Origin of the sequence: Aminobacterium sp. UBA4834 (assembly GCF_002400205.1) — a bacterium.
In the GTDB taxonomy this organism is placed as follows: Bacteria; Synergistota; Synergistia; order Synergistales; family Aminobacteriaceae; genus Aminobacterium; species Aminobacterium mobile.
On the sequence record NZ_DHFC01000016.1, the window covers coordinates 84,844 to 92,559 of the forward strand.

At 43.9% G+C, this 7,716-nt stretch carries 8 protein-coding genes; 5 read left to right on the forward strand and 3 right to left on the reverse strand.

The annotated features are described in order from the left end of the window. Nucleotides 1-8 precede the first annotated feature (8 nt). From B3L97_RS05650 to B3L97_RS05665, 4 genes are all read left to right on the forward strand, one after another. Nucleotides 9-194 carry a hypothetical protein gene (locus B3L97_RS05650; RefSeq protein WP_286934513.1) on the forward strand — a complete coding sequence of 62 codons (186 nt, stop codon included), beginning with the start codon at nt 9-11 and terminating at the stop codon, nt 192-194. 21 nt (nt 195-215) lie between these two features. After that, entirely contained in the window at nt 216-380 is a 165-nt protein-coding gene (locus B3L97_RS05655) for a hypothetical protein (protein ID WP_156923319.1), read from the forward strand. 153 nt (nt 381-533) lie between these two features. Beyond that, the gene (locus tag B3L97_RS05660) at nt 534-1,163 is read left to right on the forward strand and encodes an HAD family hydrolase (RefSeq protein WP_051461088.1); all 630 of its coding nucleotides are present in this window, start codon (nt 534-536) and stop codon (nt 1,161-1,163) included. Between the two features lie 62 nt (nt 1,164-1,225). Continuing rightward, nucleotides 1,226-3,043 carry a thioredoxin domain-containing protein gene (locus tag B3L97_RS05665; protein ID WP_286934514.1) on the forward strand — a complete coding sequence of 606 codons (1,818 nt, stop codon included), beginning with the start codon at nt 1,226-1,228 and terminating at the stop codon, nt 3,041-3,043. Between the two features lie 87 nt (nt 3,044-3,130). Here the strand turns inward: B3L97_RS05665 and B3L97_RS05670 are convergent, their stop codons facing one another. Together B3L97_RS05670 and B3L97_RS05675 are read right to left on the reverse strand one after the other, a co-directional pair. Beyond that, nucleotides 3,131-3,739, reverse strand: coding sequence for a DedA family protein (locus tag B3L97_RS05670; RefSeq protein WP_024821569.1), 609 nt, complete (start codon nt 3,737-3,739; stop codon nt 3,131-3,133). 1 nt (nt 3,740) lies between these two features. Then, nucleotides 3,741-5,120, reverse strand: a complete 1,380-nt coding sequence (locus B3L97_RS05675) for an MATE family efflux transporter (protein ID WP_024821570.1) — start codon at nt 5,118-5,120, stop codon at nt 3,741-3,743. Between the two features lie 113 nt (nt 5,121-5,233). On the opposite strand from B3L97_RS05675, the gene B3L97_RS05680 reads away from it, so the two are divergent. Then, nucleotides 5,234-5,914 (forward strand): hypothetical protein, encoded by a 681-nt coding sequence (locus tag B3L97_RS05680; RefSeq protein ID WP_286934515.1) that lies wholly within the window; start codon nt 5,234-5,236, stop codon nt 5,912-5,914. A gap of 41 nt (nt 5,915-5,955) precedes the next feature. Here B3L97_RS05680 and B3L97_RS05685 read toward each other — a convergent pair whose 3' ends face one another. Beyond that, nucleotides 5,956-7,599 carry a dipeptidase gene (locus B3L97_RS05685; RefSeq protein ID WP_024821572.1) on the reverse strand — a complete coding sequence of 548 codons (1,644 nt, stop codon included), beginning with the start codon at nt 7,597-7,599 and terminating at the stop codon, nt 5,956-5,958. Between the last annotated feature and the right edge of the window lie 117 nt (nt 7,600-7,716).

Here is a 7,716-nt window from a genome sequence, read left to right on the forward strand (position 1 = left end):
GGGATAAAATGAAAAGAATTATTTTTTCTATGATTATTTTGGGAAGCCTTTTTCTCGGAGCATTTGCCGGAACCTGGGCGGAAACAGAAAAGGAGAAGAGGCTCACGTTGGTCATTTCGGCGCCGGCTCTCGAATATATGAAAACTCTTCCAGCACCCCTCTATTTAGATTGGGGATATTACAGGGGAGCTTGAGGGGAGGAGGAATCGGCTCTCGTGAAGAGTCGAGAACCCAGGGATCCTGAATCTTTTATAGAAATTTCCAACGATCAGATGAGCTTGTTTGTCAGAAAAAATATGAAGTTTCAAAACGATGTAGTTTCTATAGAGTATTTTGAGTATATAGGGAAAAAAGTGTTGATTTGCCGTTCCGTTTTCTAAGCACATCGAATGATGTAGAAGAAGTAGAAGAATGTGTTGATAAAAGCAGGGGAAGCTACAGGCACTATGGCTTTCTTTGCTTTTTTTATTTACTTGGGGTACGATTCTTTAAACTATAAACTATATGTATAAAGGTAGTTTCATTGAGGTGGTATGAACGTGGTGAAAGCGGTTGTTTTCGATTTTGATATGACATTGGCTGATAGTAGCTATGCGATTACAGAATGCACGAATCGTTTAGCAGAAGAGCAAGGGTTGAGACCTGTTACGAGGGAAGAGGTACTTAAAACTATAGGGATGCCTATTCGGGATGGATGGCTTTTTCTTTGGGGACGTTTCGAAGAAGATTGGCTTGTTCGATATCGAGGATTTTTTGTAGAGCAGGAGTACGCAGGAATTCGAGTTTTCCCAGGTACTGTTCCTCTTTTAAAATCTCTCCAGAAAAAAGGGATAAAACTTGCTGTAGCCTCGAATCGTCAGAATGCTCGACCTGTAGTGGAATCGCAGAGACTTGAAGGTTTTTTTGAGTATATTATCGGTATTCAGGATGTTGAGAACCCCAAGCCAGCTCCCGATATCCTATATAAGAGCATGGAGCTTCTCAAAACTGATCCAGAAGAGATTTTTTATGTAGGAGATACAGATTTGGATATGATGACTTCTGTAGCTGCAGGGGTTCGAGGTTTAGGGCTTTCGACGGGGAATTTTTCTAGAGAAGAATTGCAAGCTTCCGGAGCTTGGAAGACTTTTGAAAAAATAGAAGATATCCTTACCTTGTTTTAAGGCGTTGCCCTTGACGCCCTAATCTTTCCATTTGCGGCAGTAGTTTTATCTGAGGTGATTATATGGGTAGAAAAGCAAATAGACTCATAAAAGAGAAGAGTCCTTATTTACTTCAGCATGCCTACAATCCTGTAGATTGGTATCCTTGGGGGAAAGAAGCCTTTGAAAAAGCAAAGGCGGAAAATAAACCTATTTTTTTAAGTATTGGATACTCTACCTGCCATTGGTGCCATGTAATGGAGCGGGAAAGTTTCAATGACGACGAAGTCGCTCTTCTTCTTAATGATGCATGTGTCTGTATAAAAGTAGATAGGGAGGAACGTCCCGATATTGACTATGCGTGTATGGCTGTGAGCCTTATTATGAACGGTAGTGGCGGCTGGCCTCTCAATCTTTTCCTCACGCCAGAAGGAAAACCTTTCTTTGCCACTTCATATGTTCCTAAAAGGACGATAAAAAATATTCCGGGACTTGTAGAGATGGTTCCCCGTGTTAAGTGGTTATGGCTTATGAAACAGCAAGAAGTCCTTCGTTCAGCCGATAGTATTATTGAGGCGTTGGAAAAAAGCCATGTGGAGAGCAGAGGAGCATGCCCAGGGCAGAAAACTGTTATGGAAGCCTATAAAGAGCTTCGGCAGCGTTTTGACCCCCTAGGGGGCGGTTTTTTTGATGCCCCCAAGTTTCCCACTCCTCACATTATTTTGTTTTTGCTTGAGTACAGCAAGATTTTTGGGGAGAAGGAAGTTTTTGAGATGGTTCAGAAAACCCTGGACCGCATGGCTATGGGAGGGATTCATGATCATATTGGGGGTGGCTTTTCCCGATATGCTACTGATCGGGAATGGAGAGTCCCTCATTTTGAGAAGATGCTTTATGACCAAGCTTTGCTTATGGTTGCCTATACGTCAGCATGGGAATTAATGGGACAAGATTCTTACACGAAAGTAGTGCAGGACATTGCTACTTATGTTTTGCGCGATATGAGAGATTCAGGTGGTGCTTTTTATACGGGAGAGGACGCAGATAGCGAAGGGCTGGAGGGTCGTTTCTACCTTTGGACAGAAGATGAAATTCGACAGGTCATGCCGGCATCTGAAGCGAATCTTTTTATTCGGGCATATGGCATACAGCGTAAGGGGAATATATACCAGCAAATGACAGGGAGTCGTCTAGGACAAAATGTTCTTTATATGCCCCTCTCTTTCCCTGAGCTTGCAGAAGACGTGGATATGGATTTGGAAGAGATAGAGAAACAGTTGGCGATAGCTCGTGCGAAACTTTTTGATATGAGGAATGAACGGGTTCGCCCTCATAGGGATGAAAAAATTCTTACAGACTGGAATGGATTGATGATCGCCGCGTTAGCCTATGCTGGTCGGGTTTTTGAGGAGCCTCGATATGTTGAGGAAGCCAAGAGGGCGGCGGATTTCCTTTTAGCGAAAGCTGTCTCTTCTGATGGCTGTGTGGTTCATCGCATCGTTCAGGGAGAGGGAGGAGTAGAAGGATTCCTTTCAGATTATTCTTTCTTGATCTGGGGGTTGTTAGAGCTAGAGGAGGCTACTGGAAATACAACGTATGGGAAGAAGGCTCGCTGGCTTCTAGATGAGACGAATCGACGTTTTTTTGATGAGGAGCATGGTGGCTATTTCATGTCTCAGCGTAAAGAAAGCCTGCTTTTTTTCAATCCTAAAGATATAGAAGATGGCGCTACAATTTCGGGGAACTCCGTGGCAGTGATGAATCTTCTCCGTTTTCACCGTCGTGAAGGTAATAAGGATTTCCTTAAACGTGCACGGCGGACTGGGGATTTTTGTGGAAGTCAGATAGAACAGAATCCAGCTATGTTTACACACTTCCTTACTGCAGCGATGTTCCTTTAAGGTGCGAAAGAACAGCCTCCTATTAGAGTAGCCCCAAAAAGTTGAACAGAAGGTCCAACATTTGGAGGCACGATTGGGGGCTGTTCCTTATTTTGTCTTCCCTTTTTTCCGCATGTAAAGTACGTAGATTACAGCGAGAACAGTGCAAAAAATAGTGGCCCCTATAGTAACAGAGTGAAGATATTGTCCTACTAACTCTTTGTTATTTCCAACCCAGTATCCTACTAAAGCTAGAATAGTAACCCACAGCCCAGAACCTAATGCTGTAAAGAAGCAGAAGGGGAGGAGGGGCATTCGAGAAAGTCCTGCGGGGAGAGAGATATATTGGCGTATTCCTGGAAGAAGTCTTCCTATTAATGTGCTGATATGTCCGTGATGAGCAAAAAATTGATCAGCTTTATCAAGTGTATCTTTGCTGATAAAAAAGTATCGTCCGTATTTTTCAAAAAAAGGCCGGCCGAAACGGAGAGAAATCCAGTAGTTGAAAAGAGCGCCTAAAATACTTCCTATAATGCCAGAAAGAACAACAAGCCATAGGTTCATTTCTCCAATCGAAGCGAGGTATCCAGCAGGAGGGACCACGACTTCGCTAGGGAAAGGGAAAAAAGAAGATTCCAAAAACATGAGGCAAATAATACCTGTATAGCCGAGACGTCCAATAGTTTGTACAAGCCACGTTACTATGAAATCCACGATCTTATTCTCCTTTATGACACGATGTCTTATTATGGTTGGTATAGCAATATTCAAGCTGTTTTACTTCTTTTATGTAGAGAAACAGCGTTATTATAGCGGCAAAAATGTCGGAGAGGGGAAAAGCAATCCATATTCCTTGAAGGCCTCTTAACAAGGGAAGGATGAGGACAAGCGGAACGAGGAGCAGTACTTGTCTAAGCATGGATAACAGAAGAGAAGGGCGGGCTTTGCCTATAGCCTGAAAAAGACCGGACGCCATGACTTGAAAACCTATTAAAGGAAAGCCTAAAGACATAAAACGAGAAGCTTTAATGCCAATGCGGAGAACGTCTGTATGGGATGTAAAAGGCGAAAGAAGCATTCCGGGGGCCCAAAACATAAAGGTTGCTGCGATGGAGCAAATTATAGTGGAGATTAGAATTGTCAACTTCATTGTGGCTGTCACGCGATAAAAAAGACGAGCTCCGTAATTATATCCAACAATGGGAAGAAGTCCTTGAACAAGGCCGAAAATAGGCATAAGGGCAAATTGGGTTATACGGGAAAGAATGCCGGCAGCGGCAATAGCCGCATCGTTCCCCCATAGAGCTAACTGGCGATTAATGACGATAAGAGAAAGGCTGGCTGCTCCTTGGCGAACAAAGGCAGCAAAACCTATTAGAACCATTTCATGAAGAATTGACGGATAGGGTCTGAGGTGGATAAGATTAAAGCGGACTTCACTTTTTCTAAAAAAATAATACCATGCCAACCATAAGGCCGAGGAAGCTTGAGCTATAATTGTCGCTATAGCCGCACCTTTGACTCCCATTTTTAAAGTAAATATAAAAATAGGGTCAAGTACAATGTTAATACCAGCAGATATAAGCATGGTCCCCATGGCAAAACGGGCGTTGCCTTCCGCTCTTACAGTATTATTGCAAGCGATGGAAAAGGCAAAGAAGATAGATCCTAAAAACAATATTCTCATATATGTCGAAGCAAAAGGTAGTATTGCGTCAGTAGCGCCAAAAAGACGAAGAATGGGGATTAAATAAGTGTTCCCAAGGATTGCAAGCAAAGAACTGGAAATTATAGAGGCTCCTATAAGATTTCCAAGAGTTCTTTCTGCTTTTTCTCTGTTCCTCTCTCCGAGACTTCGTGAGATAATAGAGGCGCCTCCCACTCCAATAATTTGAGCTGTGGCTATAATAATCATTTGTATTGGAAAGGCTACAGAAACTCCGGCAATGGCCAGCATCCCTACTCCCTGCCCCAGGAAAATAGCATCTACCACATTGTAAAGTGCTTGAGCTATCATGCCTACTATGGCGGGTAGGGAAAGTCTTGAAATTAATTGGAGAACAGGTTCTTTTTCCAGAAAAGATGATTTATGCGGCATAATGGTTCCTCGTTCATTTTTTTTAAGTATATCAAACTCGTAAGAAAGCGGTTGAGAGAGTGGAGTGATTGAGATATCGTTGTTCGGATTTTCTTGTAGGAGGAGGGATGATAATGTTGAAATCTCTTCCATATTGGAATGTGAATCTCGATATGGATGTGGTCTCTTGGTTGCCTTTAGGCATAGACTATCGTCCCATATCAGTGAACTATATGTACAGTGGCGAACTTGTAACTTTGGCGAACCTTTCTTTGGCTCTACAAAGTGAGTTGTTTTATGTATCGAGCCCACGTCTCGGTTTTGCGGGGCCTTTTCTGCGAGATCGGATGATTATTCCTGGACGGGGGAAAGGGTTATCTTTTGGGTTTACTGCAGTGTTTGGATACTCCGAGCTTATGGAAGATTTAGCAGCTCGTGAAACAGAAAAAAGTCGCGGTATAAGGGCCGGTATGTCTCTCTGTAATTTTTGGAACCGCGCCATGCTTTTAGGGAGTTTTAAATCTATTGTACTGACCAGTGTAACTCCTTTCTTTGATGATGAAGATTTTTTGTCTCATTTTATGAAGGCGATGATGGAAGTAAAAGGGGACCCTAATTTGGGTTTTTTTGCCGAACAGTTTGGGTATCGTCGTTTTTCTATCCCTTATGAGACAGATGATCCTCTAAAATTAGAGATCAGCCGTTTACTCTATGAAATGGAGTTTGATGAAACGAGAGAGGCTGTGGGACCTTCTCCTGAAGTTGCTTTCCCTTTGCCATTGAATTACATAGTTCGTTTAGCCCAAGGAAAATAAGAGGCTGCCGTTACGGCAGCCTCTTATCATTTCTAAAGTTCTTATTTCTTAGGCTCAGCTTCATCCTTGCTGAATCCAACTGTTTCAAGCCACTCTGTTGGGTATCCAGGAGCTTCCTGTTTCCCGTCAGGGGTTGTGACATAGCCGTCAGAATATTTCCCTACCAGTGTCCAGCCGAGCTTCCACCAGCCGTCCACAACGTTGTTTATAGTTTCGTTAGTATACTTGGTGAGATATTCTTTGGCTTTCGCTGGATTCTCCTTATAGAGCGCCAGCGCTTTTTCCTCGATCTGAGGCTGCATCATAAAGAACTCGTCTTCATAGGATTTCTGCGCAGCTTTAATATCTTCTATCATACGATCATATCTCAAGTCGGCCCAGTTAGAAACAAAGTTGAAGGCCCAGTAGGCAGAATCAGGATCAAATTCGGCTCGTTTGCCCTCGGAAACGCTCTTGGGCAGACTTGTCACGCCGGCATAAATAGGCATATAGACGGTGGAGTGAGGTGCATCTTCACCAAACCAGAGTACGCCGCCAACGGCTTCTGGCATCCAGTCTCGTGCCTGTGCTACAAAGCTATAGGAGCAGCGGAAAATGGAGATGGCCCGAGTCCAGTCTACGTTCTTCATGTTTTCAGGACGAACTGATTTGGGCGTAGGATAACGATTGGGATTCCCAAAGGGCCCTGCAGCCATCCCCTTCGTGAGATCAAAGCGAGTGCCTTCATAATGGTCTCGGTTCACGGCCATGAGGTCTCTCGGAGAGAGCTTTTTGTCGGGTTTAACCATAAGAGGATACATCTCAGCTGCATTTTCTGCCAGTTTGAGGGATGGAGCAAGGAGTCTCATAACGCCCCATTCGCGGCGCTGCTGATAATAAGGGGTCCCGTAGGGTTCAGGATTATATATCTTATGGAAGACGAATTTTTCTCCCTCTTTCCACCAGCCCATCTCTTTGGCAAAGTCTTTAATGTTCTTGGAGTACATAAAGTTATCTTTGTCGTCCCATTTGATTTCTCCGATGCGAGAGCGGTTCGCTGCCATGGCGAAGCAGTCATCTGGAACACGCTGAGCGACCCATACGGCGCCAGGTTTGCCACTTTCAGGAGTCCAGAGAGGACCAGGGCCACAAATATCGAACATCCAAGCTTCGTCTTTATCTGCAATGGTCAGCGTTTCGCCACCATCACCATATCCGTATTTCTCTGCGAGCTCGCCCATAACCTGGATGGCTTCACGGGCGGTTTTAGCTCTCTGAAGAGCGAAAACTTCTAGCTGTTCAATCATGAACCAGCCTTTATCACAATAGTTTTCGTCTCGGCCACTCCATGTATCCTCGCCTATAATGAGAGAATGTTCGTTCATAAAAGGATACCCTACATGGAAATAGGTATACGTCTCTTTAGCCTGAGGAATTTCCCCAACCTTTACAAGAGGCTTATCGGGGCGAGTCCCGTGACAAATTTCTTTATAGACAGGGGTCATTTCCCCTTCTTTATGGGTACCACCAGGAATAATCTGAACCCGGTTATCGTACCAGCCATCACACGTATGGGTGACCATAACGGAACCGTCAGTAGAAGCTTTTTTCCCCACCAGAATGGTTGTACAGGCAGAAGCCATTGTCCCAGCGAGGAAAACAACGAGAGAAGCGAGAGTTAGTGCCTTGAGCATCTTAGAATTCATTTACAAATTCCCTCCTTTTTAGTACACCTTGCAGTCAAAACCAGCTCATTTCCTGACCTACATCCCTAAAATTCTATTCCTCAGCTCTTAGTGTCACCCCCTCCTGTTAATCGTAAA

What these genes read in the sequence shown, in the direction of transcription:
- B3L97_RS05650 (WP_286934513.1), top strand. Translation starts at nt 9, where the DNA reads ATGAAAAGAATTATTTTTTCTATGATTATTTTGGGAAGCCTTTTTCTC.
- B3L97_RS05660 (WP_051461088.1), top strand. Translation starts at nt 534, where the DNA reads ATGAACGTGGTGAAAGCGGTTGTTTTCGATTTTGATATGACATTGGCT.
- B3L97_RS05665 (WP_286934514.1), top strand. Translation starts at nt 1,226, where the DNA reads ATGGGTAGAAAAGCAAATAGACTCATAAAAGAGAAGAGTCCTTATTTA.
- B3L97_RS05675 (WP_024821570.1), bottom strand. Translation starts at nt 5,120, where the DNA reads ATGCCGCATAAATCATCTTTTCTGGAAAAAGAACCTGTTCTCCAATTA.
- B3L97_RS05680 (WP_286934515.1), top strand. Translation starts at nt 5,234, where the DNA reads ATGTTGAAATCTCTTCCATATTGGAATGTGAATCTCGATATGGATGTG.
- B3L97_RS05685 (WP_024821572.1), bottom strand. Translation starts at nt 7,599, where the DNA reads ATGAATTCTAAGATGCTCAAGGCACTAACTCTCGCTTCTCTCGTTGTT.